This window comes from Allobranchiibius huperziae, assembly GCF_013410455.1.
Taxonomy (GTDB): Bacteria; Actinomycetota; Actinomycetes; order Actinomycetales; family Dermatophilaceae; genus Allobranchiibius; species Allobranchiibius huperziae.
Genome location: NZ_JACCFW010000001.1, coordinates 1,535,512 through 1,560,864, shown reverse-complemented (window position 1 = coordinate 1,560,864; position 25,353 = coordinate 1,535,512). Strand labels below are relative to the sequence as shown.

Genomic DNA, 25,353 nt, shown 5'->3' with positions numbered 1-25,353 from the left:
CACTGGTGATCCAGTGACCTGCGGGACGACGTTGGCCTGCGGGGCGCTCAGCGTATCCGGGCCCCTCCGGTGTTCACAAGGTGGACGTATCCGTCTCATCTGTCGAGACGCTTTCGGCCGTGGCAGTGCCGTCGGACGGCCCGTCGCCGGTCGTCCCGGCGTCCTCCTGCCGCTCGGCCAGGCCTTCGCGCACACCGTCCGGATGATGCCGGCCGGTCCACAGGAAGAGTGCCAGTCCGCCGAGGAAGACCAGGATGCAGACCCACACGTTCACGCGCAGGCCCAGGATGTGGTTGGCGGGGTCGGTGCGCATCAGCTCGAAGACGATGCGGCCGACCGGGTAGAGCATCACGTAGAGCCCGAGGACCCGGCCGCGCCCGAGGAGCAGGCGTCGATCGAGCACGAGGATGACCGCCGCGATGAGCAGGCACCAGATGGCCTCGTAGAGGAAGGTCGGCTGGTAGTAGCCGAGCACGACCGCGTGACCGTCCTGGAAGACCGCGTGGCCGCGCGACTCGTCCCACTCGTGGATCTGCAGCTTCCAGGGCAGGTCGGTCCGGCCGCCGTACAGCTCGTTGTTGAACCAGTTGCCCCAGCGCCCGACCGCCTGCGCGACCAGCACGCCGGGCACCGCCGCGTCGGCGAAGTCCAGGAAGCTGATGCCCGCCTTGCGGGATCCGATCCAGCCCCCGAGCGCGCCGAGGGCGACGGCGCCCCAGATACCGAGGCCGCCGTGCCAGATGGCGAACGCGTTGAGCGGGTGGCCGCCCTCGCCGAAGTAGGCCTGCGGCGAGGTGATCAGGTGGTAGATCCGGCCGCCGACGATGCCGAACGGCACGGCCCACCAGGCGACGGTGTAGACGTCGTCGGGGGTGCCGCCGCGCGGTATCAGGCGACGGCCGGCGATCCAGACGGCGACGAAGATCCCCACGAGGATGCACAGCGCGTACGCGCGCAACGGGAGCGGCCCGATCCAGAGGACTCCCTGGGTCGGGCTGGGCAGGTACGAGGTCATGTCCGGCGCACGCCGTCCGCGAGACGGCCGGTGAGCGAGCGCAGCTCGTCCAGGCCGGCGGCGAAGGAGTCGGCCTCGAGCAGACACCGCACCAGGGCCGACCCGACGATGACACCGTCGGCGAACCGGGCGACCTGGTGCGCCTGCTCGGGCGTCGACACGCCGAGGCCGACGCAGACGGGAAGGTCGGTCACCTCACGGGTGCGCTCGACGAGCACCTGCGCCTGGTCGCCCACACTGTCGCGAGCTCCGGTGACGCCCATCAGCGACGCGGCGTAGACGAAGCCGCGGGTGGCCGCCGTGGTGCTGGCCAACCGCTGCGGGGTCGAACTCGGGGCGACCAGGAAGATCCGGTCCAGGTCGTGGTCGTCGCTGGCGGTGATCCACTCGCCGGCCTCGTCGGGGACGAGGTCGGGGGTGATCAGACCGCTCGCGCCGCTCTCGCGCAGCTTCGCCGCGAACGTGTCGACGCCGAAGCGCAGCACGGGGTTCCAGTAGGTCATCACCACGGCCGCGCTTCCGGCCTGCGTGATCGCCGCAGCAGCATCGAAGACGTCGGCGACGCGTACGCCGTTCTCCAGCGCCTTCGTCGCAGCGGTCTGGATGACCGGACCGTCCATCAGCGGGTCGGTGTAGGGCAGGCCGACCTCGACGATGTCCGCGCCGGACTGCGCCATCGCGACCATCGCCTCGATGGACTGCTCGACGGTGGGGAATCCGGTGGGCAGGTAGCCGATCAGCGCCGCGCGGCCCTCCTTCTTGGTGCGGGCCAGGACCTCGCTCACCCCGGTCACGTCTGGCTCTCCCCGCCACCGGTCGCGGCCTCGTCGTCCGCGGGCCGCGGCGCGTCGCCCGGAGGGGTCGTCGCCTCGTCGTCCAGCAGACCGAACCAGCTCGCCGCCGTGTGCACGTCCTTGTCGCCACGCCCCGACAGGTTGACCAGCACCATCCCGGACGGACCGAGCTCACGGCCGATCTTCATGGCGCCGGCCAGCGCGTGCGCGCTCTCGATCGCCGGGATGATTCCTTCGGTCCGGCACAGCAGGCGGAACGCCTCCATGGCCTCGTCGTCGGTCACCGGGTAGTACTCCGCGCGACCGCTGTCGCGCAGGAACGCGTGCTCGGGGCCGACGCTGGGGTAGTCGAGTCCGGCTGACACCGAATGGGATTCGACGGTCTGGCCGTCCTCGTCCTGCAGCACGTAGGTGTAGGCGCCATGCAGGACTCCGGGCTCGGCCTGACCGCTGAAGCGCGACGCGTGCCGACCGGAGTGGACTCCCTCCCCGCCGCCCTCGAGACCCACGAGGCGTACGCCGGCGTCGTCGATGAACCGGTGGAAGATCCCCATCGCGTTCGATCCGCCGCCCACGCACGCGCAGATCGCGTCCGGCAGCCGGCCGTACTCGTCGAGCATCTGGGCCCTGGCCTCCACCCCGATGATGCGGTGGAAGTCGCGCACCATCTCCGGAAAGGGGTAGGGCCCGGTGACGGTGCCGAGCACGTAGTGGGTGTGGTCGACGTTGGCGACCCAGTCGCGGAACGCCTCGTTGACCGCGTCCTTCAGTGTCTGCGAGCCGTGCTCGACCGGCACGACCGTCGCGCCGAGCAGCCGCATCCGGGCGACATTCAGCGCCTGGCGCTCGGTGTCGACCTTGCCCATGTAGACGACGCACTCCAGGCCGAGCAGCGCGGCCGCCGTCGCGGTCGCGACACCGTGCTGGCCCGCTCCGGTCTCGGCGATGACCCGCGTCTTGCCCATCCGGCGGGTGAGCAGCGCCTGCCCCAGCACGTTGTTGATCTTGTGCGAGCCGGTGTGGTTGAGATCCTCGCGCTTCAGCACGACCTGGGCCCCGCCGCAGTGCTCGGCGAAGCGCGGGACCGCCGTGAGGATGCTCGGCCGTCCGGTGTAGGTGCGGTGCAACTGGGTGAGCTCACCGATGAACGCCGGGTCGACCATGGCCTTGGTGCGGAACTCGTCGAGCTCCTCCAGTGCGGCGACCAGGGCCTCGGGCACGTAGCGGCCCCCGAACTCGCCGAACCGGCCGAGCCCCGCAGAATGCACAGCCGTCGTCATACCGTCGCCGCCCGTCCTGCGTCGATGAGTGCCGCCGCCGCCTCGCGCGGGGAGCCGCCGGTGACCAGCGCCTCGCCCACCAGCACTGCGGACGCGCCGTCGCGGACCACCGCCGTGACGTCGGCCGGTCCGCCGATACTGGACTCGGCGACCTTCACTCTGTCATCGGGTACGAACGGCGCAAGGCGCCCGAATGCCGCGGGGTCGACCTCGAGGGTCTTCAGGTTGCGGGCGTTGACGCCGATCAGCTGCGCGCCGAGCGCGACCGCGCGCTCCAGCTCGGCCTCGTCGTGCACCTCGACCAGGGCCGCCATGCCGAGTGCGGTGGCCTGCTGGTGGAGGTCGCGCAGCAGATGGTCGTCGAGGGCCGCGACGATGAGCAGGATCAGGTCGGCGCCGTGCGCGCGCGCCTCTGTGACCTGGTAGGGGTCGACCATGAAGTCCTTGCGCAGGACCGGGATCCGCACCCGTTCGCGGACGGCGTCCAGATCGCGCAGCGACCCGCCGAAGCGACGTCGCTCGGTCAGGACCGAGATGGCCGTGGCACCACCGGCCTCGTAGTCGGCGGCCAGCCCGGCCGGGTCGGCGATGTCGGCCAGCTCGCCCTTGCTCGGGCTGCGACGCTTGACCTCGGCGATCAGCTTCACCGGCCCGGGGGCGGTGAAGCGGGCGAGTGCGTCCAGAGCAGGCACTGCCTGGGCGGCGTCCTGTGCGAGTTGGGTGAGGGGCAGCAGCCGGCGGCGTTCCTCGAGGTCTTCGCGGACGCCGGCGACGATGTCGTCGAGAACAGTGCCCACGCCGGTCAGTGCACTCCGGTCTGTGCCTGGGTGGACACCTCGTGGTGCTCCTGCTTGCCGGGCGCCTGCAGCGCGGGAGCCCCGAAGCCGGCCTTGGCCAGGATCTTGCCCGCGGCCACTCCGACCACGCAGATGACGACCCCGACGATGTCCAGCGAGTGCCGCCCGAAGGCGACCCCGAAGGCGATGAAGACCGAGCCCAGCATCATCAGGCCGACCAGGGTCCACGCAGCGATGCTGTGTCCGTGGTTCTCGTGTTCTTCGGCCATCCGCGGTGCCCTCCGTGTACGACGTCGTCCCGCTGACTGCGCGGGGTGCCCCTGACGGGCGCTTCATTCTGTCAGGCCGGTCCGCGCGCGTCGCCCCGCGGGTCGTCCGCCGTCGGGTCCTCGCCCTGGCTGAGCCGGTCCCACGCCGACACGGTGCGCTTGCGCGCCGCCGGGGCGTCGTACCTGCTGGACAGTCCGCTCCATCGCCGGCCGCCCACGAACCCGAGGACGCCGGTGAGGATCAGAAGGACGGCGCCCAGCACACCGACCCACGGCCAGAAGGTGAGCGCGCCGTGCGCGACGGCATCGCCCGTGCGACCGGTGGACCCCGCGGCGTGGTCACGGATCGTGCCATCCGGGTCGGTGATCACGTGCAGCGCGCCGTAGAGCGCGAGCACCCCGGCCAGCGCGGCCAGCACGGCGGCGACCGAGCGCGGCAGCCGCCCGACGGTCAGCAACGCGATGACCGCGGCGGCACCCACCAGCGCGCCGGCCGTCACGACCGGGGCGGCGCTGGATCCACCGACCTGCACGTCGGCTCGTTGCAGCACCGCGTCGGCGACACTCCCGGTCACCCAGGTGCGGCTCCCGGCCAACAACAGGAGTAGCGCCGCCACCAGACCGACGAGGAAGACCGACCGCTTGCTCGTCATGAGATGTCGCTCATTCCCTGCGCGGTGGCGACCGCTCGCAGCGCGGCGCGGGCCTTGCTCCAGGTCTCCTGGTACTCACTCTCGGGCACCGAGTCGGCGACGATGCCGGCGCCGGCCTGCACATGGGCCCGGCCGTCCTTGATGACGGCGGTGCGGATCGCGATCGCGAGATCGAGGTCGCCGGCGAAGTCCAGATAGCCGACGACACCGCCGTAGACGCCGCGGCGCACCCCTTCGTAGCGGTCGATCAGGGCCATCGCGCGCGGTTTCGGCGCGCCGGACAGGGTACCCGCGGGGAACGTCGCGACCAGCACGTCGTACGCGCTGACACCCTCCCGCAGCCGGCCGACGACCGTGGACTCCAGATGCATGATGTGGCTGTAGTAGCGGGTCTGCATGAACTCCACCGTCTCGACGCTGCCGGGTGCACAGACCCGCTGCAGGTCGTTGCGTGACAGGTCCACGAGCATCAGGTGCTCCGCGCGTTCCTTGGGATCCGCGGCGAGTTCGGACGCGAGCCGCTGATCGTCCTCGGGGGTCTTCCCGCGCGGACGCGAGCCCGCGATCGGGTGCGTCGTGACCCGCTCACCCTCGACCTTGACCAGAGCTTCAGGGCTGGAGCCGACGATGTCGTAGGTCGATCCGTCGTCCAGGGGGATCCGCAGCAGGTACATGTACGGACTGGGGTTGCTCACCCGCAGTGCTCGGTAGACGTCGAGCGCGTCGGCTGCGCACGGCACCGAGAAGCGTTGGGACACCACGATCTGGAAGGCCTCCCCGGAGCGGATCGCCTCCTTGGCCTCCTCGACCATGTCGTGGTACTGCTCACGCGAATGGGTGCTGACGGGCTCGTCCTCGCGCGGATCCGGCGCCGACACGGTGCTGCGGGCGGGCGCCGCCAGCTCCGACTGCATCCGTTCCAGGCGCGCCAGCGCGTCGTAGTAGGAGCGCTCGACGCCTTCGGGGCGCCGGTCGTAGTTGATGGCGTTCGCGACCAGCAGGATCGAGCCGTCGGAGTGGTCCAGCACCGCCAGGTCCGAGGCCAGCATCATGCTGATCTCCGGCAGACCCAGGTCGTCGCGACCGGCGTCCGGCAGCTTCTCGAAGCGGCGCACGGCGTCGTAGGTGACCGCCCCGACCATGCCGCCGGTGAGCGGTGGCAGACCCGGGATGCGCGGTGTGCGCAGGGCGTCGAGCGTGTCGGCGAGCGCCTGGGTGGGCGCACCGTCGGTGGGCACCCCGACCGGCGGCTCACCGATCCAGTGCGCCTGCCCGTCGCGTTCGCTGAGGGTGGCGCGGCTCGCGGCTCCGACGATGGAGTAGCGCGACCACACTCCCCCGTGCTCGGCGGACTCCAGCAGGAAGGTGCCGGGTCGGTCCTTGGCCAGCTTGCGGTAGACCCCGAGCGGAGTCTCGGCGTCCGCGAGCAGGCGGCGTACGACGGGGATCACCCGCCGGTCCCGGGCCAGCTCGGCGAAGAGATCCGCTGAGGGCCAGTCCCGCCCGAACGTCAGGTCGGCGTGCAGATCGGTCGCGGTCACCGCGTTCACGCGAACTCCCCCACCGGCCGGTGGAAGCAGCTGTGCTCGCCCGTGTGACAGGCGGCGCCGACCTGTTCCACCTGCAGCAGCAGGGCGTCACCGTCGCAGTCGAGGGACGCCGACCGCAGGTGCTGCACGTGACCGGAGGTGTCGCCCTTGCGCCAGTACTCCTGGCGGCTGCGCGACCAGAACGTCACCCGACCCTCGTGCAGCGTGCGGCGCAGCGCCTCGTCGTCCATCCAGCCGAGCATCAGCACCTCGCCGGTGTCGTGCTGCTGGACGATCGCGGCGACCAGTCCGGCGGCGTCGCGACGCAGGGATCGCAGGAGTTCGGCGGGCAGGGTGGGTGTGTCGGACACGCAGCCATTGTGCCGCCGGGTCCCGGTGCCTACCGAATCGGCAGCCCCTCCCGACCCGGCCGCAGCGAGCGCCGCCCGACGACCTGGCGCGGCAAGGCGGTGGATCGTAGTCCACTAGACGCCATCGGCACAGCTTCAGGGGCCACCGATTTCCGCGGAATCGGTGCACGAGCCCTCTCGCCGATATTTACTTACCGCTACGAGCCGGTCGATGGCGACAGCAGTGTCCTCGTCGGACTGAACGCGCCATCGCTGACGGAGGACGGGGGGACGGACTGTGAGACGGATACGCGCCGCGTGGGCGCTGGCCGCCGTGGTCCTCCCGATGGCGATCATCCCGCAGAGCCGGGCCACGACGCCGGTGAGCCCGGTGAACCATTACCAGAAGCAGGTCGCCAACCTCTTCTTCAACCGGGGCGACGTGCCGTCCGGGAACCTGTGGGTCCCCACCTCGGACGCGGGCCAACTGCCGGCCGCGAACCCCTACCGCGGCCGTCTGACGACCTACCCCACGGGGTGGGGGTCGCCGGCCGCGGGTTTCTACCACCCCGAGACGGCGCTCAGCGTGTCCGGCGGGGTCCTGAGCATCACGGGCAAGGCCGTCAACGGGGTCGTCTGGGGCGGCAATGTGGAACCGGTGGCGACCGACGACCCGCTCGGAGCCCGCACCTACGGACGGGTGGTCTATCGGATGCGGGCGACCGGCGCTTCGGGGTTCGGATTCGCGGCGTTGCAGTGGCCCTCCGACGACAGTGGACAGTTCGAGTTCGACCACGAGGGTGCGATGCTGCCCGGCACCGTCGACAACGGGAACTACCACTACGCCTACCACGACGGCTCCATCGGCTGGCGAGCCGCCGGCGGACAGCAACTGAGCAACTGGCACACCTACCAGAACGACTGGTGGCCCGGCGGTATGGCGTTCTACATCGACGGCACCCAGGTCTTCACCACCGTGGGCTCGGGATTCCCCTACCCGACCATCCCGATGCGCTGGCTGGTCCAACTGCAACGGATGTGGGGAAATCCTCCGCTCGTCGCGAATTCCACCGCGACGATCCAGCTGGCCTACGTCAAGGAATGGGCCTACAACAGCTGAGCCGATGCGAGGGCGTCGGAGGCCTCGGTGGCGCATCGGCGGCGGTACGGTGCTGGGTCGGATCAAGGGGGAGAGATCGATGATGGAACCACGACCGTTCGAGGTCCATGCGTCCGGATCGTTGCTGCACGGGACGAAGGCCGATCTCGTGCCGGGCGATCTGCTCGTGCCGGGGCACGCGTCGAACTTCGAGGCCGGCAGGACGGCCAACCACGTCTACGTGACGGCGACCCTCGATGCGGCGACGTGGGGCGCCGAACTCGCGGCGGGGCAGGGTCGCGGCCGGATCTACCTGGTCGAACCGGTGGGCGCGCTGGAGGACGACCCCAACGTGACGGACCGGAAATACCCGGGCAATCCGACCCGCTCCTACCGCACCCGCGAGGCGGTGCGTGTCGTGGACGAGCTCGTGGGCTGGGTGGGGCACTCCCCCGCACAGCTGCAGGCCCGGCGTGACGGGCTCGCCGACCTGCAGCGTCGCGGCCTCGCGGTCATCGACGACTGAGCAGGGCGTCGGTCAGACCCGCAGGCGGTAGCCCTGCCCCGGCTCGGTGAGCAGGTAGCGGGGGTGCCCGGGTGCGGGTTCGAGCTTGCGGCGGATGCCGGCGGCGTAGACCCGCAGATAGTGCGCCTCGCGCTCGTACCCCGGTCCCCACACGGCGCGCAGCAGATCCGCCTGAGGCACCAGGCGGCCCGGTGTGGCGGCGAGGCGTTCCAGCAGTTGCCATTCGGTGGGTGTCAGACGAACGACGGAGCCGCCGCGGGTGGCGCGTCGTTCCACGAAGTCGAGGGTGAAGTCGGGGGTGCGCACCGTGGCCGCGTGCGCCGCGTCGCTGGCGGCGCGGCGGACGCTGGAGCGCACCCGGGCGAGCAGCTCGTCCATCCCGAACGGCTTGGTGACGTAGTCGTCGGCTCCTTCGTCGAGGGCCTCGACCTTGTCGTCGGAGTCGTGCCGCGCCGACAGCACGATGATCGGCACCTCACTCGCGGCGCGGACCCGGCGGATGACCTCGACGCCGTCGATGTCGGGCAGGCCGAGGTCGAGCACGATCAGGTCCGGGACGGAGTCGACGACGCTCTGCAGCGCCGTGCGCCCGTCGAACGCGTGCTCCACGTCGTACCCGCGGGCGCGCAGGTTGATGCTGAGGGTGCGGACCAGGGACGGTTCGTCGTCGACGACCAGGATGCGGGTCACGACAGCCGCACCGTCATGGTGAGCCCGCCGCCGGGGGTGTCGTCCGCGGTCAGGGTCGCGCCCATCGCCTCCGAGAGGCCCTTGGCCACCGCGAGGCCGAGGCCGATACCGCCGCCGCGCGGGGCGTCGCCGTACCGCTGGAACGGCGCGAAGATCGTCTCACGTCGTGCCGGTGGGACGCCGGGACCGCGATCCACCACCCGGAACTCCACGTGCCCGGCCACGTCCTCTGCATCCACAGCGACGGGCGTGCCGTTCGGCGTGTGGCGGATCGCGTTCTCGATCAGATTGGCGAGGACGCGCTCGGCCAGGCCGGGGTCGACCGCGCACGTCAGGTGCGGGTCGGGCTGGCGCACCTTCACCTGCGCCCGATCGGTGACCGAGTGCAGCGCGCCCTCGATCAGATCCGCCGCCAGGGTCTCGTCCCGGCGCACGGTGAGACTGCCGGACTGGATGCGCGACATGTCCAGCAGGTTCTCGATGAGCGCGTCGAGGCGGTCGGTGGACTCCTCCACCGTCTCCAGCAGCTCCACCTGGTCCGAGCGCGACAGCTCGATGTCGGTGCTGCGCAGGCCGGAGACCCCGGCCTTGATCGCCGAGAGCGGAGTCCGCAGATCGTGGGAGACGGCGGCCAGCAGCGCCGTCCGGTAGTCGTTGTCCTTGGCGAGCACCGCCGCGTCGTCGGCCTTGGCGGCGAGTTCCTCGCGGTGCAGGATCGCCTCGGCGTGATCGGCGAAGGCCTCGACGAGGCGTCGTTCACGGGCATCGACGGTCCGGGTGGCGAGCACCAGGCGGTGATCGTCGCCCACGTCCGCGCAGGTGAGGCGGGTCTCGTCGGACACGTCGATGACGCCGCTGGAGGCCACCACCACCTGGGACTCACGGCCGCTGCCCCGGTCCGCCGTCCTGACGAGGGCGGCGCCCGGGACGGCGAAGGTGTCCCGGGCCTGCTCCAGCAGCGCGGGCAGTTGCTCCTGCGCGTCCAGCAGGGAGTGCGCGAGCGCCGCCATCAGCTGGGCGTCGCGGCCGGCGGCGGAGGCCTGCACGCTGCGCCGTGCCGTCAGGTGGACGACGGTCGCGACGGCCGCGGCGACCAGCACGAACAGCACGAGCGCCGCGACGTTCTCCGGGCGGCCGATCGTGAAGGTGCCGGTGGGCTGGGTGAAGTACCAGTTGAGCGCCAGGCTCGCGAGCACCGCCGCCGTCACGGCGGGCAGCAGGCCGCCCACGATCGCGACCAGCACCGTGAGCGCCAGGTAGAGCAGCATCTCCAACGGCAGGGAGTGGTACTGCCGGGTCACGTCCAGCACAAGGGTCAGCAACGCCACCCCGACCGTCGCCAGCAGGAACCCCAGCATCGTGCGACGCCGCCCCAGCCCGGGCATCGAGATCCCGGCGGACCGGCCGCTGCGGGTGAGGGGGTGGGTGACCATCAGCACGTCGATCTCGCCGGAACCCGCCACCACGGTCTCCCCGACACCGCGGCCGAAGAGCTGCTGCCAATGCGACCGACGGCTCGCCCCGACGACGATCTGCGAGGCGTTGACCCCGCGCGCGAACTCCAGGATCGCCTCGCCCACGTCGTCACCGGTGACGGTGTGGAAGCGTCCGCCGAGCTTCTCGGTGAGCGCGCTCGCCGCGGCCGTGGAGTCCGGCGAGGTCTCCCGCAGGCCGGACTCGGTGAGCACCTGTACGGCGATCAGCTCGCCCCCGGCACCGCGATCGGCCAGGCGCGCTCCCCGCCGCAGCAGGGTGTCCTGCTCGGGACCGCCGGTGAGGGCGACGACCACGCGTTCGCGGGCGGCCCAGGTGGGCCGGATGTCGTGCTCGCTGCGGTACCGCAGCAGGGCCTCGTCGACCCGGTCGGCGACCCAGAGCAGAGCCAGCTCGCGCAGTGCGGACAGATTGCCCGGCCGGAAGTAGTTCGACAGCGCGGCGTCGACCTTGTCGGCGCCGTACACATTGCCGTGGGCCAGGCGGCGGCGCAGTGCCTCGGGCGCCATGTCGACCAGCTCGATCTGGTCGGCGCTGCGGACCACGGCGTCGGGGACCGTCTCGCGTTGTCGGACCCCGGTGATCTCCCGGACCACGTCGTTGAGGGACTCCAGGTGCTGCACGTTCACCGTGGAGATCACGTCGATGCCGTGACTCAGCAGCTCCTCGATGTCCTCCCACCGCCGTTCATGGCGGGAGCCGGCGGCGTTGGTGTGCGCCAGTTCGTCGACGAGGACGACCTCCGGGCGCCGGGCGAGGACCGCGTCCACGTCCAGCTCGTCCAGGTGCGTCCCGCGGTGCTGCACGCTGCATCGCGGCACCAGAGGCAGGTCGCCGATCTGTTCGGCCGTGTACGCGCGGTCGTGGGTCTCGACCAGACCCACCACCACGTCGGTGCCGCGGTCGCGTCGACGGCGACCCTCCTGCAGCATCCGCACCGTCTTGCCCACTCCGGGCGCCGCACCGAGATAGATGCGCAGTCGACCCCTGGACATGCCGCCATCCTCTCCTACCGTGCGCCGTCTATGACTCTGCAGATCACCCGGACCGTTCGGGCCGCTCAGCGCGCCCCCGCGGACAGATCCTGCAGCGCGAGGTTGAGCTCCAGGACGTCGACCCGCGGCTCGCCCAGGTATCCGAGCGTCCGGCCGGTGGTGTGCTGCGCGACCAGGCGGCGGACCTGCGCGACCGGCAGCTGCCGGGCCGCTGCGATCTGCGGAGCCTGCAGTTCGGCGTACGCCGGGGAGATGTCCGGGTCCAGCCCGCTGGCACTGGTGGTCAGCGCGTCCGGCGGCAGCCGGTCACCGATACTCCCGGCGGCCCTGCGCATCGCCGCCGCCGCCTTCCACAGCTGCGGGTCGGACTCCGGCAGGTTCGTGCCGCCGCTGGTGTTCCCGGCGTACGACGATGCGGACGCCCGGCCGTGGAACCAGGTCGCGCCGGAGAAGTTCTGCCCGAGCAGTGAGGAGCCGACGACCCGTCCGTCGTGATGGACGAGGGAGCCGGTCGCCTGGTCGTGCAGACCGACCCGCCCGACCGCCCACACCACGGCGGGGTATCCCACGCCGAGCAGGAGCGTGAGCACCAGCAGGAGGCGGACGGCGGCGACGGTCTGTCGGCGCCAGGACAGGGAGGAGGAGGCCATCGTGGATCACATTCCGGGTAGGAGCTGGACGAGCAGGTCGATGAGCTTGATCCCGACGAACGGCGCGATGACGCCGCCGACGCCGTAGATCAGGAGGTTGCGGGCCAACAGCTGGTCGGCGCGCAACGGTCGGTAGCGAACACCCCGCAGCGACAACGGGATCAGCGCCACGATGATCAGGGCGTTGAAGATCACCGCCGAGAGCATCGCCGAGTTCGGCGAGTGCAGGTGCATCACGTTGAGCGTGTGCAGCCCCGGGTAGAGGCCCACGAACATCGCCGGGATGATCGCGAAGTACTTCGCCAGGTCGTTGGCGATGGAGAACGTCGTGAGCGCGCCGCGGGTGATGAGCAGCTGCTTGCCGATCCCGACGATCTCGATCAACTTGGTCGGGTCGGAGTCGAGGTCGACCATGTTGCCGGCCTCCTTGGCGGCGGAGGTGCCGGTGTTCATCGCGACGCCGACGTCGGCCTGGGCCAGTGCGGGAGCATCGTTCGTACCGTCGCCGGCCATCGCGACCAGGCGGCCCCCCTGCTGCTCCTTCTTCATCAGGCGCATCTTGTCCTCGGGCGTGGCCTCCGCCAGGAAGTCGTCGACCCCGGCCTCCTCGGCGATCGCCTTGGCGGTCAACGGGTTGTCGCCGGTGATCATGACGGTGCGGATGCCCATCCGGCGCAGCTCCTCGAAGCGCTGCACCATGCCGGGCTTGATGACGTCCTTGAGGTGGATCACCCCGACGGCGGAGGCCGGCGCATCGCCATGTCGGACCGCGATGACCAGCGGGGTGCCGCCGAGTTCGCTGATCTCGTCCGCCACCCGCATCGCCTCGGACACGCCGTCGCCACCCGACCCCTCGACCCAGCGGCAGACCGAACCCGCGGCGCCCTTGCGCAGCGAGGTGCCGTCGGCGAGGTCCAAGCCGCTCATCCGGGTCTGTGCGGTGAACGGCACCACCGTCGCGTCGGCCGGCGACTCCTGTGTGGAGCCGAGCGCCTCCGCGGTCCAGGTGACGACCGAGCGGCCCTCCGGCGTCTCGTCGGCGAGCGAGGACAGTTGCGCCCACCGCTGTACCTGCGCGGTGTCTGCGCCCTTCATGGCCCGGATGTCCGTCGCCTGCCGGTTGCCCAGGGTGATGGTGCCGGTCTTGTCCAGCAGCAGGGTCGAGATGTCGCCCGCGGCCTCGACGGCGCGGCCGGACATGGCCAGCACGTTGCGCTGCACCAGCCGGTCCATGCCGGCGATGCCGATCGCCGACAGCAGCGCGCCGATGGTCGTCGGGATCAGGCAGACGAGCAACGCGACCAACGTGACCAGTGTCGGCGGCTTCCCGGTGAACGCCGCCAGCGGCGGGATGGTCGCGACGGCCAGCAGGAAGATGATCGTGAGGACCACCAGCAGGATGCCGAGCGCGATCTCGTTCGGCGTCTTCTTGCGTTCGGCGCCTTCGACCAGCGCGATCATCCGGTCGATGAAGGTCTCACCGGGCTTGGACGTGATCCGCACGACGATCCGGTCCGAGAGCACCGTGGTGCCGCCGGTGACCGCGCACCGGTCACCGCCGGCCTCACGGACGACGGGCGCCGACTCGCCGGTGATCGCCGACTCGTCGACGGTGGCGATGCCCTCGACCACGTCCCCGTCGCCGGGGATCACGCCACCTGCCTCCACCACGACGAGGTCGTCCTGGCGCAGGTCCGCGGCGGACACCTCCTCCTCGGTGGTGCGGTCGGCACCCAGTCGGCGCGCCGTCGTACTCGTGCGGGTCTTGCGCAGCGAGTCCGCCTGCGCCTTGCCGCGCCCTTCGGCGATGGCCTCGGCCAGGTTGGCGAAGAGGATCGTCGCCCACAGCCACACCGTGATGCCCCAGCTGAAGACGGACGGGTGCACGATCGCGAGCAGCGTCGTGAGCACCGACCCGACCCCCACCACGAACATCACGGGTGAGCGGTAGAGGTGGGCGGGATGGAACTTGCGGACCGCGTCCGGCATGGAACTGCCCGCGGTGTGCAGCAGGCTGGTGGTCTGGGTGGTCATGAGAGTGCCTCCGCGAGGGGACCGAGAGCGAGTGCCGGCAGGAAGGTCAGACCGGTCACCAGCAGGGCGACGCCGACCATCAGTCCGGTGAAGAGGGGGGTGTGCGTCGGCATGGTGCCGTCGGTGGCCGGCCGCCGGCGTTGCGCTGCAAGGGATCCCGCGAGGGCCAGGACGAGGACGATGGGCAGGAACCTGCCCAGTGCCATCACGAGGCCGAGCGTGGTGTTGAGGTAGGGCTGGTCGGCAGTCAGACCCGCGAAGGCGGAGCCGTTGTTGTTGGCCGTCGAGGTGTAGGCGTAGAGCATCTCGGTGAGCCCGTGCGGGCCGCTGGCCAGGAGACCGGAGCGCGCGGTGCGAAGTGCGAGCGCGGCGCCCGTGCCCAGGAGCACCAGTGCTGGGGTGACCACGGTGTAGAGGGCGGCGTAGGTGATCTCCTTTCGACCGATCGCCTTCCCGAGCAGCTCGGGGGTGCGCCCGACCATCAGGCCGGCGATGAACACCGCGAGGATCGCGACGATCAGGGCGCCGTACAGGCCGGATCCGACGCCGCCGGGCGAGATCTCGCCGAGCGCCATGTTGGTGAGCGCGCCACCTCCGCCGATGGGGCTGTAGCTCTCGTGCAGCGAATTGACCGCACCGGTGGAGGTGCTGGTCGTCGAGCCGGCGAAGATCGTCGAGCCCCACACGCCGAAGCGGACCTCCTTGCCCTCCATCGCGCCGAGAGCGTTGGTGGCGGACGCGCGCTCGGCCAGGGTGATGACGGCGATGCCCGCGGCCCACAGCACGCCCATGAACCCGAGCACGGCGTATCCCTGCCGGCGATCCCCCACCAGCCGGCCGTAGACCCGTGGCAGGGAGAACGGGATGACCAGCATCAGGAAGATCTGCACCAGGTTGGTGAAGGGGTTCGGGTTCTCGAACGGGTGCGCGGAGTTGGCATTGAAGTAGCCGCCGCCGTTGGTGCCGACCTGCTTGATCGCCTCCTGGCTCGCGACCAGGCCGGACTGCACGGTCTGCCGACCGCCGCCCAGGGTCTGGACCACGTGGGGCGCCGCGAGATCCTGGATGACCCCTCCGGCGAGGAGGACGATCGCGCCGATCACCGCGAGCGGCAACAGGATCCGGACGACCCCACGGACCAGGTCGACCCAGAAGTTCCCGACGGTGCCGGACTCCGAGCGGGTCAGGCCGCGGATCAGCGCGACGACTACGGCGAGCCCGACAGCGGCGGAGACGAAGTTCTGGACCGTCAGCCCGAGGGCCTGCACCACGGGTGAGGCGCCGGCCTCACCGGCGTAGCTCTGCCAGTTCGTGTTCGTCACGAAGGAGATCGCCGTGTTGAACGACGTGCTCAGGTCCATCGACGCGCCACGCGCCAGCGGCAGATGCGGTTGCAGGACGCACAGGGCGAAGAGGAGCACGAAGCTCGCCACCGAGAACGCGATCAGCGACACGGCGTACGTCGTCCACCGCTGCTGCGAGCGCGGTGAGACCCCGCACACGCGGTAGATCGCCCGCTCGACGCGCAGGTCACGCTCACTGGTGAACGTGTGGGCGATGTAGTCGCCCAGTGGCACGTGCACGAGAGCGAGGACCACGACCAGCGTCAGCAGCGTGAGCAACCCCGCGGAGGTGTCGCCCATCAGAACTTGTCCGGTCGGATCAGCGCGTAGATGAGGTAGCCCAGCAACGCCAGGGCCAGCACTCCGGCGCCCACATATTCAGCCATACGGACAGTCAAGAACGGCCCGTGAACGCCCCCCTGCCCGTTGACGCCGTCTTCACGGCTCTTGATGCGATCTTGACGGCGCCCGGCTCAGCGGCGCGGGGGCAACCCGTCGAAGGTGACCGGCTCGCGGGTGAACGGGTAGGTGGCCCAGTGAAGTTGGCGGATGCTGCCGTCCGAATGCCGGTCGATCGTGAGGCGCTCGCCGCGCTCGCGGCCGGAGATCGTGCGGAAGGCGTCCGCGTCCTTGCCACTGCCGCTGCTCTCCTTCTCGAAGACGGACGGCGGCAGGTGCGCGGGCTGCCCCTCGACCTTCGCCTCGAGGTGGCCGTCCACGATGCTGAAGACGAACGCGCGTCCCTCGGAGTACCAGCGGCCGATCAAGGGCAGCAGCTCCTGCGGCAGCGCGGTGCCGGGCTCCCACGGTGTGATGTCGACGGGCTCGTGCTCGAGGAGGTGGGCGCCGAGGTCGAGCGCGATCGCCGCCGGGTCAGGAGTGGCGGTGGCGTTCATCAGCACCAGGCCGGTCGTCGCGCTCTCGCGCTCGGTGAAGACGCCGGTGATCGCGCCCGGGAACCCGCCGGTGTGCCCCGCCCAGGTCTTCCCGTCGCGTCGCGCGAGCATCAGGCCGAGGCCCCATGCCGAGGTCCAGCCGGTCGTGTCGGCGACGACCTGCGGCTGGACCATCTCCTCCAGGGTGTCCGGATCGAGGATCTCGCTGCTCGGGTCGGCGAGGAATCCGTGCCACGCGATCAGGTCGCCGGCCGTGCTCCACAGCGCACCGGCCGAACCCGTCGCGGCCAGATCCATCACCGGCTCCCGCAGGGGTACGTCGTGGAAGGGCGGCACGAAGTACTGCCCGGCCGCCGGCGCGACGCGGGTGAGCGTCGTACGCCGCAGCTCCAGGGGCTCGAGCAGCCGGGCCCGCAGGCTCTCGTGCCACTCGCGTCGGTCGAGACGGGCGATGATCTCGCCCAGGATCGCGAAGCCGAGATTGCTGTAGTGCCAGCGGTCGTGGGGACGGCCGACCCGTTCGGCCTCATTCCAGCCCGACACGAGTTCGTCACGCCCGGGGAAGCGCAGCTCCTCCCAGACGTCGCCCACCGGTTCACGGGCCATTCCGGTGGTGTGCGACAGGAGTTGGCGGATGGTGACGCCGGGGTGGGTCGCCTCGGGCAGGTGCCGCTCGACCGTGTCGTCGAGGCTGAGGCGCCCCTCGTCGCGCAGCTGCATGACCATCACGGCGACGAAGGTCTTGGTGTTGGACGCGACGGGGTACTGGGTGTCGGCGTCCGGCGGAGTGCCGGGCCGCTCCAGGTCGGCAGTCCCGATGCCGTCGCTCCACCACACCTCGCCGGCACGACCGACGGCGGCGAGCAGTCCGGGCACGCGCCCCTCGGACTGTCTGGTGGCCGCCTTGCGGTGCAGGTCGCGGGCGGTCTGTGGGAGCAGCTGGCTGCCGACGTGGTCCATCGGGCGACCGTACCCAAAGAGATTGCGCCGATCCCTGTCAGGTGTAGCCTGACACGTGTTGTCAGGAACAGCCTGACGCTAGGACGGGAGACCGACATGCCGACGCTGCAGACCACGACGGTGCGGTGCTCGTTCTGCGCCAAGGACGAGAAGGACATCGCCCAGATCATCGCCGGGCCGGGCATCTACATCTGCAACGAATGCGTGCAGCTGTGCAACGAGATCCTCGCCGGGTCCGCTCCCGACCACGCCCCGGCCGAACTGCCCGAACTCCCCTACTGGCAGAGCATGAGCGATGAGCAGATGCTCGATCTCCTCCCGAAGATCGCCGGCGTCGCCGACCAGGTCGAGACCGGGCTGGGGACGTGGGTGACGCGGCTGCGGGACCGTGGTGTCACCTGGTCGCGCATCGGTACGGCGCTGGGGATGACGCGCCAATCGGCGTGGGGTCGCTTCTCCGGCGAGGAGTGAGTCGTCGCACAGGGTTGATCGGTGTCGTCGCGCGCCCTATACAGCGCGCAACGACCCTGCTCGCCGCGATCGACCTGGGTCGTCAGCCGGACTGGGCCGACCAGGAGGCGTGCATCCGCGCGTAGACGCTCCCCGTCTGGGCCACCAGTTCGTCGTGCGGTCCGCGCTGCACGATGCGCCCGCGGTCGACGACCACGACCTCGTCGGCTGCCTCGGCGGTGGACAGCCGGTGGGCGATGGCGATCGACGTACGACCGCTCGCCAGGCGCTCCAGCGCGCGCTGGATGCGCACCTCGGTCGCCGGGTCGACCGCCGAGGTGGCCTCGTCGAGCAGCAGCAGATCGGGCTCGGTGAGGTAGGCGCGCACCAGCGCGACCAGCTGCCGCTCCCCCGCTGACAACGACTCCCCGCGCTGCCCGACCGCTGTGGCGAGTCCGCTCGGCAGCCCGTCGAGCCAGTCGCCGAGACCGAGGGTCGCGAAGGCCAGCAGCACCTCCTCCTGCGTCACGCCCGGGCGCGCGAACCGCACGTTCTCCAGCAGCGAGGCGTCGAAGAGGAAGCCTTCCTGCGGCACCAGCACGACGCGGGGCCGCAACGAGGAGAAACGGATCCGGCGTACGTCGACCCCGTTCAGCAGCACCGCTCCCGACACCGGGTCCATCAGCCGGGTGAGCAGCTTGCCGATCGTGGTCTTGCCGGATCCGGTCTCGCCGACGATCGCCACGCGCGATCCCGGCGTGATGTCGAGGTCGATGTCGTGCAGCACGGTCGGGCCGCCGGGGTAGGCGAAACCGACGTCCTGCAACTGCACGCGCACCGGACCCCGCGGCAGGTCGACCCCGCCCTCGCCGGGGTCGGGGACGTCGGCGGGTGTGTCGATCAGCCCGATGACCCGGCGCCACCCCGCCACGGCGTTCTGCAATTCGTTGAGGTTCTCGGTGGCCGTCTGCACCGGCTGGGTGAAGAGGTTGACCAGGAAGAGGAACGCCACGAGCTCACCGATCGTGAGCCGGCCGTGGGCGGCGAGGATCGTGCCGACCCCGAGCGCCGCGATGGTGGTGGCACCCGCGACGACCTGGCCGGAGACGAACGCGCTGACCGTGCGGATCTGCGCGGTGATGGCGGCCCGGCGATGCGCCTCGACGGCGACGTCGATCCGCTCGGCGGTGCGGTCCTCGACGCCGTACGCGCGGATCGTCGTGGCACCCACCACCGACTCCGAGATCGCGCCGAGCATGTCGCCGACGCGCTCGCGCACCGCGAGGTAGGCACGCCCGATCCTCGCCTGGAACTTGCGCAGCAGCAGGAAGAGCGGCACGAAGCAGATCCAGACGACCCCGGTCAGTTCCGGGCTGTAGAAGAGCATCAGCGCGGTGGCGATCAGGATCTGGGCGCCGGAGATGATCAAGGTCAACCCGCTGGACTGCACGAACTTGGAGATCTGGTCCACGTCGCTCGTCACCCGGGAGACGAGCGACCCGCGCCGCTCGGCGTTCTGGGTGAGCATCGACAGGTCGTGGATCTGACGGAAACCCTTGATCCGCAACGTCGCCAACCCGCTCTCCGAGGAGCGGAAGAGGCGCAGATTGACCGCGTACGACGCCACGCTGGTGAGGACGACGGCCCCGGCCACCACGAGCACCAGGCGCAGCACCAGGCCGACGTCCGGGCCGCCGGCGGCGAGGATCCCCTTGTCGGTGGTCTGCTGCACCGCGATGGGGACGAGCACCTGACCGAGCGTCGCGACCAGCGCCAGCGCCAGGGTGATCGAGAAGCCCCGGCCGAGCTCGGGCGACAGGGCGAGCCCGCGCCGCAGGATGGCCCACGTGCCCATGCTCTCGGTGTCGCCCAGGCTGCGGGTGCGGGTGTCGGGGCGCTCCTTCGTGACGGTGCTCATCGCGCGTCCACCGCCTGCGTGTCCTTGCCGGAAGCGGCCTTGGCGTCCGCCCGATCCTGCGCGTCGTCGGCGTACGCGCTCACGATGCGTGCGTACGGCGCGCACCGGGCCATCAGCTCGGCGTGCGTGCCGGTGTCGACGACCCGCCCGCGCTCGACGTAGACCACCGTGTCGGCGAGCGAGATGGTGGACAGCCGGTAGGCGACGACCAGCGTGGTGCTGCGGCTGCCCCGGCGCTGCGCCTCCTCGCGCAGACCGTCGAGGATCGCGACCTCGACCGTCGGGTCGACCGCGGACGTCGCATCGTCGAGGACCAGCAGGTGCGGCGAGCGGATCACCGCCCGTGCCAGGGCGATCCGCTGACGTTGACCGCCGGACAACGTCGCCCCACGCTCGCCGACGCGGGTGTCGAGACCTTGCGGCAGCCCTGCGACGAACCCGGTCGCCTGTGCGATCCGCAGCGCGCGGTCGACCTCGGCGTCGTCGTACGGTCCGCCGAGGGTGATGTTGCCCCGCACGGTGTCGTCGAAGAGGAACGTCTCCTGGGAGACCAGGGTGGCGGCCGCGGGGATGCCGTGCCGGCGTACGTCGGCCAACCGGACGTCGTCGACCAGTACGTCGCCGGAGTCCGGGTCGACCAGCCGCAGGGCGACATTGGTGAGCGTCGACTTGCCCGACCCGGTGGGCCCGACGAGCGCGGTGAGCGAACCGCCCGCGAGGTCCAGATCGACGCCGTGCAGCACCTGTTCACCGCCGACCGACGCGCTGTCCTTGCTCGACAGGTCGGCCGTGCCGCCCGCCTCGTAGGAGAAGTCGACCGCCCGCATGCTGAGTGCGCCGGACCCGTCGGCGGGCAGGACGCGGTCGCCGTACGTCATGGACCCCCGCGCGGACAGCACGTTGTCGATCCGGGTCCAGCCCACCAGCGTGACCGGGAGGCCTGCGAGCACCCACCCGAACGACCTGACCGGGAACGCGAGCAGCGAGAAGAGGTAGGCGACCTGGACCACGTCGGCGGCGCTGAGGTCGCCGGATCGCACGCGCGCCGTGCCGACGGCCAGCACCGCCAACGTGCCGAAGGTCGGGATCGCGTCGATGACCGGCTCGAAGATTCCCATCACCCGGCCGACCTCGATGGCGGCCCCGCGCAGCTCGTAGGTGCGTTCGGCGAAACGCTCGGTCTCCTGCTCCTCGCGGCCCATGGCCTTGACGACGAGCGCCGCCTCGATGCTCTCGTGGGCGACCTCGCTGACCTCGCCGCGCAGCTGCTGCGCGCGGGTGGCCCGCGGCGACATCTTGGAACGGAAGACGGCGTTCACCGCGAAGAGCGTCGGGAAGACCAGCACCCCGATCAGAGCCAGCCACACATCGATGCGGAGCATCTCCACCACCCCGACCACCAGCATCACCACGACCCCGAGGGCCAGCGGAAGCGGTTGGAAGATGGACCAGGTCGCCTCGACGTCGGCGTTCGCGTTGGACAGCAACTGACCCGAAGGGTGTCGGTGGTGCCACGCGAGCGGGAGGCGCAGGTACTGCCGGGTGACCCGTCGTCGGTAGTGCGCGATCAGGTTGTAGTAGGCCGTGCCGGCCCCGACCCGTCGGCAGACGACGCCGATCGCGTTGAGCAGCACCACGATCCCGAGCTCCCAGACGATCGTCCACACCTGAGAACCGGTGACGTGGTGGGCCTTGACGGCGGGGCTGACGACCGCGCCGACCAGGTGGCCGATGACGCGGGCGGTGAAGACCGTCATCACGCCGTAGACGAAGCTGCCGAGCACCGCGACGGCGAGCGCCCGTGGTTCGCGCCGGAAGCCGACTCCGATGATGCGCAGTGCCGGTCCGAACGCCCTCGCGGTCGAGGGTGCATCGGGCGAGGGCATATGCACCAGTATGGAGGCATGCCGAACATCGCTCAGCAGGAACGTGCCGCCATCTGCCGGACCTTCATCGAGGTCGGCCCCGATGCGCCGACGCTGGACGGGGATTGGCGCGCCCGTGACCTCGCCGCCCACCTGATCCTGCGCGAACGCCGACCGGACGCCGCGCTCGGTGCGGTGCTGCCGGCGCTCGCCGACCGCACCGAACGGATCCAGCGCGAGCTGGCCGCGAAGGACTTCCCCGGCCTGGTCGAGCAGATCCGGCAGGGTCCGCCGGTGTGGCATCCCGCACGGATCGCCAAGATCGACATGCTCAGCAACCTGGGCGAGTTCTTCGTGCACCACGAGGACGTGCTGCGCGGCGGGGAGTCGTGGCAGCGGCGCGAGCTCTCGCCACAGCTGTCCCAGGCGCTGTGGGACAACCTGCCGCAGGTCGCCCGGCTCGCGATGCGCGACGTACGGGTGGGAGTCGTGGCCGATGCGCCGGGGGTGGGGCGGCGTTCGATCCGCAAGCCGAAGGACGAGCACGGCAGTGTGGTGCTCACGGGTCGGCCCGGGGAGATCTTCCTGTCGGTGTTCGGTCGTGACGGGGTCGCGGAGGTGACGTTCGACGGAGCTGACCTCGACGTGGCGGCGTACCGGGAATCCAAGCGCGGGGTATAGCGATGAGAGTCGTTGCGCGCTCTATTGGGCGCGCGACGACACGATGTCTCAGCGGACGGGGTGGCCTGCTGCCCGCAGGGCGTCCTTGACCTGGCCGATCGTGAGCTCGCCGAAGTGGAAGACGGACGCGGCGAGGACGGCGTCGGCTCCCGCGTCGACCGCCTGCACGAAGTGCTCCGGCGCACCCGCTCCGCCGCTGGCGACGAGCGGCACCGACACCTCCCGGCGTACGGCGCGGATCAGCTCCAGGTCGAAGCCGTCCTTGGTGCCGTCGGCGTCCATCGAGTTGAGCAGGATCTCCCCGGCACCGAGCGCGGCGGCGCGCACGCACCATTCGACGGCCTCCAACCCTGCAGATGTGCGACCGCCGTGGGTGGTGATCTCGAAGTGGCCGTCGGCGGCGCGGCGTACGTCGGCCGAGAGCACCAGCACCTGCGCACCGAAGCGGTCGGCGATCTCGGCGATGACCTCCGGCCGGGCGATCGCGCCGGTGTTGATGCCGACCTTGTCGGCGCCGCTGCGCAGGAGACGGTCGACGTCGGCGACGGTGCGCACTCCCCCGCCGACGGTCAGCGGGATGAAGACCTGCTCGGCGGTGCGGCCGACCACCTCGTAGGTCGTGTCGCGCGCGGCGGAGCTGGCCGTGACGTCGAGGAAGGTGAGCTCGTCGGCGCCCTGGCCCTCGTAGCCGTGGGCCAACTCGACGGGATCGCCGGCGTCGCGCAGGTCGACGAAGTTGACGCCCTTCACGACGCGCCCGGCGTCGACGTCGAGGCACGGGATCACGCGCACCGCTGAAGTCACGCGCGCCAGCCTACGGTGGGGTCATGGACGTCGGTGCGCAGAGTTTCGTGTGGGGAGCCAACGACGCGCGCGCCGGCGACGCGAACGCAGTTGCGGCGTGGGCGCGTTCGATTGCCGAACTGGTGGAGCTCGAAGCGGCCCCTCGACCGGTGGTCGTCGCGATCGACGGGCGAGGGGGCGCCGGCAAGTCCAGCCTCGCGGCGCTCGTGGCGCCGCTGCTCGACGACGCGCCGGTGGTGCACATGGACGACATCTACCCCGGGTGGGATGGGTTGGCCCGGGCGGTCCCGCTCTTGGTGGAGCAGGTGCTGGCGCCGCTCGCGCGACGTGACCGGGCGTCGTACCGGCGTTATGACTGGGTCGCGGGCGCCTACGCCGAGACCCTCGTGGTGCCGCCCCAGCGGTACGTCGTGGTCGAGGGTGTGGGGTCCAGCATCGGTGCGGCGCGCGCGTACGCCGATGTGCGGGTGTGGGTACAGGCACCGACCGACCTGCGACGGCGGCGCGGCGAGGATCGCGACGGTGGGGGCTTCGCCGGTCACTGGGAGCGGTGGGCCGCCCAGGAGACGTCGCTCTTCGACGCGGATGGGACACCGGAGCACGCCCACCTCACCATCGAGACCGGCTGAGCTCCGGATCGGCGAGGGATCGCCGGGTCAGTGGTCCTGGACGGTCGAGTGCACCTGCACCAGGGCCGCCATCCGACCGGCTTCGGCCTGCGCGTGCGGCCCGTCGGATCGCTGCACCGCCATCACCGCCAGGTGCTCGGTGTCGTCGAGTTCCAGCACGAGCCAGGGCTGGCCACCGCCGAACTGGACGTTGACCACCTGCACCCACTCGATGGTGCGCGTCGAGAGCAGATTGCGCACCTGCAGGCCGCGCTCGGTCGGCACGGCACGCACGAGCGCGTACCGCATCAGGAACGCGGCGATGAGCACCCCGAAGAGCGTCAGCATCACCGAGTCGATGCCGGCCCAACCGGTCACCCCGCCGCGCGGGACCGTCAGCCCCACGATCGCGAAGGCGATCACGCACGCGACCGCTGCCGCCGTGGCCACCACGCGGGAGCGCCGCGGACGGAAGACGGCGTACGGCTCGGAGGTGGTGGTCATCGGATGCTCATAATCGGCAGGCCGCGATCTCGGTGACGAGGATGGCGCGAGCACCGATCTCGTAGAGCTCGTCCATCACCGCGTTGGTGGAGCGGCGCGGCACCATCGCGCGCACGGCGACGAACTGCTCGTCGTGCAGCGGCGACACGGTCGGGCTCTCCAGCCCGGGCGTGACCGCGAACGCCTGCTCGACCAGCTCGCGTCGGATGTCGTAGTCGACCATGACGTAACGCTGAGCGGTCAGCACGCCTTGCAGACGCCGGATCAGCACTGCCAGCAGCGGATTGGAGTCGGCGTCGGTGCGCTGCACCAGCACGGCCTCGCTCTGCAGGATCGGCTCGCCGAAGACCTCGAGCCCTGCGTTGCGCAGCGTCGTGCCGGTCTCGACGACGTCGGCGATCACGTCCGCGACTCCCAGGGTCACGGCGGTCTCGACCGCACCGTCGAGGCGTACGACCTCCGCGTGCACCCCGTGCTTCTTCAGGTCGGCGCGCACCAGACCCGGGAAGCTGGTCGCGACCCGGCGACCCTCGAGCTGGGAGACGTCGGCGACGCCGCCGGCCAACCCGGCGTAGTGGAAGGTCGACGCACCGAACCCGAGGGGCAGGCACTCGGTGGCCGGGCTGCCGGAGTCCAGCAGCAGATCGCGTCCGGTGAGGCCGACGTCGAGGGTGCCCTGCCCGACGTACACCGCGATGTCGCGCGGGCGCAGGAAGAACAGCTCGACGTCGTTGTCGGCGTCGAGGATCACCAACTCCTTGGCGTCGCGGCGCCCGCGGTAACCGGCCTCGCGCAGCATCTCGGCGGCGGGTTCGGCGAGCGCGCCCTTGTTGGGCATCGCCACTCTCAGCATGGTCGTCCTTCGTCGGTGCCGGTCAGAGGATCACAGGTAGGAGTAGACGTCCTCGAGCGTGAGCCCGCGCGCCAGCATCAGCACCTGCAGGTGGTAGAGCAGCTGACTGATCTCCTCGGCCGTCCGCTCCACGCCCTCGTGCTCGGCGGCCATCCACACCTCGGCGGCCTCCTCGACGATCTTCTTGCCGATGCCGTGCACACCGGTGTCGAGTTCCGCGACGGTGCCGGATCCGGCCGGTCGCTCGCGCGCCTTCTCGGCCAGCTCGGACCACAACTGCTCGAACGTCTTCACGA

The 25,353-nt window shown here is 70.8% G+C and carries 26 protein-coding genes; 5 read left to right on the top strand and 21 right to left on the bottom strand.

Translation table 11 applies throughout. From position 1 onward, the window contains the following. Window positions 1–73: 73 nt before the first annotated feature. From lgt to hisI, 8 genes are all read right to left on the bottom strand, one after another. Window positions 74–1,015, bottom strand: coding sequence for a prolipoprotein diacylglyceryl transferase (gene lgt, locus HNR15_RS07440; RefSeq protein ID WP_179480446.1), 942 nt, complete (start codon window positions 1,013–1,015; stop codon window positions 74–76). Further along, window positions 1,012–1,809, bottom strand: coding sequence for a tryptophan synthase subunit alpha (gene trpA / locus HNR15_RS07435; protein ID WP_179480444.1), 798 nt, complete (start codon window positions 1,807–1,809; stop codon window positions 1,012–1,014). Before trpA ends, lgt begins: the two co-directional genes overlap by 4 nt. Next, the gene (gene trpB / locus HNR15_RS07430; RefSeq protein ID WP_179480442.1) at window positions 1,806–3,089 is read right to left on the bottom strand and encodes a tryptophan synthase subunit beta; all 1,284 of its coding nucleotides are present in this window, start codon (window positions 3,087–3,089) and stop codon (window positions 1,806–1,808) included. The genes trpA and trpB overlap by 4 nt, the downstream gene beginning before the upstream one ends. Further along, entirely contained in the window at window positions 3,086–3,886 is an 801-nt protein-coding gene (gene trpC, locus HNR15_RS18200; protein ID WP_343048458.1) for an indole-3-glycerol phosphate synthase TrpC, read from the bottom strand. The genes trpB and trpC overlap by 4 nt, the downstream gene beginning before the upstream one ends. A gap of 5 nt (window positions 3,887–3,891) precedes the next feature. Then, window positions 3,892–4,155, bottom strand: coding sequence for an HGxxPAAW family protein (locus tag HNR15_RS18195; protein WP_246305900.1), 264 nt, complete (start codon window positions 4,153–4,155; stop codon window positions 3,892–3,894). Window positions 4,156–4,226: 71 nt separating this feature from the next. Continuing rightward, entirely contained in the window at window positions 4,227–4,808 is a 582-nt protein-coding gene (locus tag HNR15_RS07420; RefSeq protein WP_179480437.1) for a Trp biosynthesis-associated membrane protein, read from the bottom strand. Then, window positions 4,805–6,349: an anthranilate synthase component I gene (locus tag HNR15_RS07415; RefSeq protein ID WP_179483642.1), complete on the bottom strand. Its 1,545-nt coding sequence runs from the start codon at window positions 6,347–6,349 to the stop codon at window positions 4,805–4,807. Before HNR15_RS07415 ends, HNR15_RS07420 begins: the two co-directional genes overlap by 4 nt. 5 nt (window positions 6,350–6,354) lie before the next feature. After that, complete coding sequence (gene hisI, locus HNR15_RS07410; protein ID WP_179480435.1) at window positions 6,355–6,708, bottom strand: phosphoribosyl-AMP cyclohydrolase; 354 nt, start codon at window positions 6,706–6,708, stop codon at window positions 6,355–6,357. A 277-nt stretch (window positions 6,709–6,985) separates the two neighbouring features. On the opposite strand from hisI, the gene HNR15_RS18600 reads away from it, so the two are divergent. Continuing rightward, window positions 6,986–7,807, top strand: a complete 822-nt coding sequence (locus HNR15_RS18600; RefSeq protein ID WP_179480433.1) for a family 16 glycosylhydrolase — start codon at window positions 6,986–6,988, stop codon at window positions 7,805–7,807. Between the two features lie 79 nt (window positions 7,808–7,886). After that, window positions 7,887–8,312: an NAD(+)--rifampin ADP-ribosyltransferase gene (gene arr, locus HNR15_RS07400; RefSeq protein WP_179480431.1), complete on the top strand. Its 426-nt coding sequence runs from the start codon at window positions 7,887–7,889 to the stop codon at window positions 8,310–8,312. Window positions 8,313–8,324: 12 nt separating this feature from the next. On the opposite strand, the gene HNR15_RS07395 is transcribed toward arr, so the two are convergent. The 7 genes from HNR15_RS07395 to HNR15_RS07365 all read right to left on the bottom strand — a co-directional run bounded on the left by HNR15_RS07395 (window position 8,325) and on the right by HNR15_RS07365 (window position 17,374). Next, on the bottom strand, window positions 8,325–9,002 hold the full coding sequence (locus HNR15_RS07395) for a response regulator (RefSeq protein WP_179480429.1): 678 nt from the start codon (window positions 9,000–9,002) through the stop codon (window positions 8,325–8,327). Further along, window positions 8,999–11,491, bottom strand: coding sequence for an ATP-binding protein (locus HNR15_RS07390; protein ID WP_179480426.1), 2,493 nt, complete (start codon window positions 11,489–11,491; stop codon window positions 8,999–9,001). The genes HNR15_RS07395 and HNR15_RS07390 overlap by 4 nt, the downstream gene beginning before the upstream one ends. 65 nt (window positions 11,492–11,556) lie before the next feature. Then, window positions 11,557–12,141 (bottom strand): potassium-transporting ATPase subunit KdpC, encoded by a 585-nt coding sequence (kdpC, locus tag HNR15_RS07385; RefSeq protein ID WP_179480424.1) that lies wholly within the window; start codon window positions 12,139–12,141, stop codon window positions 11,557–11,559. A gap of 6 nt (window positions 12,142–12,147) precedes the next feature. Further along, a complete protein-coding gene (gene kdpB / locus HNR15_RS07380; protein ID WP_179480422.1) occupies window positions 12,148–14,175 on the bottom strand; it encodes a potassium-transporting ATPase subunit KdpB in 2,028 nt (675 codons plus the stop codon). Next, entirely contained in the window at window positions 14,172–15,818 is a 1,647-nt protein-coding gene (kdpA, locus tag HNR15_RS07375) for a potassium-transporting ATPase subunit KdpA (protein ID WP_179480420.1), read from the bottom strand. The genes kdpB and kdpA overlap by 4 nt, the downstream gene beginning before the upstream one ends. Beyond that, window positions 15,818–15,916 (bottom strand): K(+)-transporting ATPase subunit F, encoded by a 99-nt coding sequence (gene kdpF, locus HNR15_RS07370; protein WP_208051778.1) that lies wholly within the window; start codon window positions 15,914–15,916, stop codon window positions 15,818–15,820. Before kdpF ends, kdpA begins: the two co-directional genes overlap by 1 nt. Before the next feature lie 75 nt (window positions 15,917–15,991). Next, on the bottom strand, window positions 15,992–17,374 hold the full coding sequence (locus HNR15_RS07365; protein ID WP_179480418.1) for a serine hydrolase domain-containing protein: 1,383 nt from the start codon (window positions 17,372–17,374) through the stop codon (window positions 15,992–15,994). Between the two features lie 96 nt (window positions 17,375–17,470). On the opposite strand from HNR15_RS07365, the gene HNR15_RS07360 reads away from it, so the two are divergent. Next, window positions 17,471–17,845 (top strand): ClpX C4-type zinc finger protein, encoded by a 375-nt coding sequence (locus HNR15_RS07360; protein ID WP_179480416.1) that lies wholly within the window; start codon window positions 17,471–17,473, stop codon window positions 17,843–17,845. A gap of 82 nt (window positions 17,846–17,927) precedes the next feature. Here the strand turns inward: HNR15_RS07360 and HNR15_RS07355 are convergent, their stop codons facing one another. Then, window positions 17,928–19,742, bottom strand: coding sequence for an ABC transporter ATP-binding protein (locus HNR15_RS07355; protein ID WP_179480414.1), 1,815 nt, complete (start codon window positions 19,740–19,742; stop codon window positions 17,928–17,930). Then, window positions 19,739–21,628 carry an ABC transporter ATP-binding protein gene (locus tag HNR15_RS07350; protein ID WP_179480412.1) on the bottom strand — a complete coding sequence of 630 codons (1,890 nt, stop codon included), beginning with the start codon at window positions 21,626–21,628 and terminating at the stop codon, window positions 19,739–19,741. The genes HNR15_RS07355 and HNR15_RS07350 overlap by 4 nt, the downstream gene beginning before the upstream one ends. A gap of 18 nt (window positions 21,629–21,646) precedes the next feature. Between HNR15_RS07350 and HNR15_RS07345 the strand changes: the two genes are divergently transcribed. Then, entirely contained in the window at window positions 21,647–22,288 is a 642-nt protein-coding gene (locus HNR15_RS07345) for a TIGR03085 family metal-binding protein (protein ID WP_179480410.1), read from the top strand. 48 nt (window positions 22,289–22,336) lie between these two features. Here the strand turns inward: HNR15_RS07345 and hisF are convergent, their stop codons facing one another. Further along, complete coding sequence (gene hisF / locus HNR15_RS07340; protein WP_179480408.1) at window positions 22,337–23,092, bottom strand: imidazole glycerol phosphate synthase subunit HisF; 756 nt, start codon at window positions 23,090–23,092, stop codon at window positions 22,337–22,339. A gap of 23 nt (window positions 23,093–23,115) precedes the next feature. Between hisF and HNR15_RS07335 the strand changes: the two genes are divergently transcribed. After that, window positions 23,116–23,721 carry a nucleoside/nucleotide kinase family protein gene (locus HNR15_RS07335; RefSeq protein WP_246305899.1) on the top strand — a complete coding sequence of 202 codons (606 nt, stop codon included), beginning with the start codon at window positions 23,116–23,118 and terminating at the stop codon, window positions 23,719–23,721. A gap of 27 nt (window positions 23,722–23,748) precedes the next feature. On the opposite strand, the gene HNR15_RS07330 is transcribed toward HNR15_RS07335, so the two are convergent. The 3 genes from HNR15_RS07330 to HNR15_RS07320 are packed head-to-tail and all read right to left on the bottom strand — an operon-like array spanning window position 23,749 to window position 25,351. Next, a complete protein-coding gene (locus HNR15_RS07330) occupies window positions 23,749–24,204 on the bottom strand; it encodes a PH domain-containing protein (protein WP_179480407.1) in 456 nt (151 codons plus the stop codon). A gap of 7 nt (window positions 24,205–24,211) precedes the next feature. Further along, window positions 24,212–25,057: an ATP phosphoribosyltransferase gene (hisG, locus tag HNR15_RS07325; RefSeq protein WP_179480404.1), complete on the bottom strand. Its 846-nt coding sequence runs from the start codon at window positions 25,055–25,057 to the stop codon at window positions 24,212–24,214. Window positions 25,058–25,087: 30 nt separating this feature from the next. Beyond that, window positions 25,088–25,351, bottom strand: coding sequence for a phosphoribosyl-ATP diphosphatase (locus tag HNR15_RS07320; protein WP_179480402.1), 264 nt, complete (start codon window positions 25,349–25,351; stop codon window positions 25,088–25,090). Window positions 25,352–25,353 lie beyond the last annotated feature (2 nt).